This window comes from Mycobacterium sp. E3305 (assembly GCF_001666785.1).
In the GTDB taxonomy this organism is placed as follows: Bacteria; Actinomycetota; Actinomycetes; order Mycobacteriales; family Mycobacteriaceae; genus Mycobacterium.
The window spans coordinates 1-1,833 of the sequence record NZ_LZJA01000106.1 but is presented as its reverse complement, the minus strand read 5'-3'; the positions used below and the strand labels follow the sequence as shown (position 1 = coordinate 1,833).

3 protein-coding genes are annotated in these 1,833 nt (G+C 65.8%); all 3 read left to right on the top strand.

Annotated features, from left to right (window positions below; all coding sequences use genetic code 11):
• A partial coding sequence (locus tag A5701_RS28535) for a hypothetical protein (protein WP_197504957.1) occupies positions 1-326 on the top strand: 326 nt, incomplete at its 5' end.
• Between the two features lie 25 nt (positions 327-351).
• Complete coding sequence (locus A5701_RS10180; protein WP_082954736.1) at positions 352-858, top strand: YkgB family protein; 507 nt, start codon at positions 352-354, stop codon at positions 856-858.
• 57 nt (positions 859-915) lie between these two features.
• A partial coding sequence (locus A5701_RS10175) for an NAD(P)/FAD-dependent oxidoreductase (RefSeq protein ID WP_067752081.1) occupies positions 916-1,833 on the top strand: 918 nt, incomplete at its 3' end.

The window sequence follows — 1,833 nt, the reverse complement described above, 5'->3', positions numbered from 1 at the left end:
CCCTTGCCGCGGTTGCCGACTGTGAGGTTCTGCTGCGTAGCGGTGCATCGAGCAGCCCGAAAGGGTTTCTGAACGCTCTGTTCGTCCATGACTATGTCGCCTCGATGATTCTCGGCGAAGACGGCGACGACATCTCCGGCATCGCGCGCAGTGTCGCTACCACGACGTTGCCTGCGAAGCTTCGAGAAGTGGCGGCCGACGTTGCGGCGCAGCGGGAGTCGCGTTTTATCTACGTCGGCTGCGGTGAGCACGCGGCCACCGTTCTATCTGCGCTCAGTGGAGTGATGTGCGTGCGAAACCGCCGATCCTGGCGTATGGCCAAGTAATTGCAAATGAAGGGAGACGGATCTGATGGCCGTCAGCGAGACCAACAAGGGCAGGCTGGGGACAAATCGTGGGTTACGAGTCGGAGCCGCACCACTCATCGCGCGCTACGGACTGGTCGTCGTCATATCCTGGTTCGGCGCAATGAAATTCACCTACTACGAGTCCCACGGCGTTTCACCGTTCGTGGCCCACAGCCCGTTTTTGGGCTGGGTCTATCAGATCATGTCGATCAGCGCGTTCGGCCGACTGCTGGGTACGGCGGAGTTGGTGACGGCAGCATTGCTTGCGTTGAGGCCGTGGTACCCGAAGGCTTCGGTAATCGGCGGTGTGTTGGCGACGGCGTTCTTCCTCGGCACGCTCAGTTTTATGGTCAGCACGCCTGGGATTGGTGAACCGACCGCGGGTGGCTTTCCCGTCCTGTCGGCCAATGGCGAATTCCTGATGAAAGACATCGCGCTGCTGGGCTTGGCCCTGTGGCTGTTGGCAGACTCCATCGGCGCAACTCGCCAACGCCAGGCACCGCCGGCCTGACTCTTGGCCCGCGAGTATGGCCGCCGCGCGGCGCACCCAGCACGCCACCACCGACTGATGAGTTCTGCGAGCCTGGTTCGTGATGTCATCGTCGTCGGGTCGGGTCCCGCCGGCTACACCGCGGCGATCTACGCCGCGCGAGCCGGACTGGACACCCTCGTCGTGGAGGGCGAGGCGCCCGGTGGTGCGCTGATGGCCGCCGGGCCGGTGGACAACTACCCCGGCGTCGGTCCGTCCGTGTGTGGACCCGCGCTGGCGGCCGCGATGCGTTACCAGGCACAGCGTTTCGGCGCCGAACTTCAGGCGGGCGACGTCGACCGATTCGATCTGCACGGCGACATCAAGACGATCGCCATACACGACGAAATGCACCACGCCCGAGCCGTCGTCCTCGCGATGGGCTCCGTCGACCGGCCGCTCGATGTGCCGGGCGAGCGCGACCTCTTGGGCCACGGAGTGAGCACCAGCGCCAAACTGGACGGCGCGCAGTTCACCGGTTGCGCGGTCGCTGTCGTCGGCGGTGGCGACGCCGCGGTCGAAGAGGCGAGTTATCTTGTCCACCGTGCCCGGCACGTGACCCTCGTCCACCACCGCCCCCGGCTACGGGCATCGGCAATCGCCGTCGCTCGGCTGCGCGCCCATCGGAAGGTCACGATCCTGACGTCCAGTGAAGTGCTGGCCATCCACGGCACACACCGCGTCACAGGCCTACGGGTGCGCAACACCGATACCACCGCCGATTACGACATCGACATTGCCGCAGTGTTCGTCGCCGTCGGACAGATGCCTCGCTCGGATCGATTGACGGGGCTTCTCGACCTCGACGACCGCGGCTACGTCCGAACGCGCGACGAGACGAGCCGCACCTCAGTGGACGGCGTATTCGCCGCCGGCGACCTGATCGACCGGCGCTACCGGCAAGCGGTCACCGCGGCGGCCAGCGGCTGCGCGGCCGCCCTCGACGCGCTGCACTGG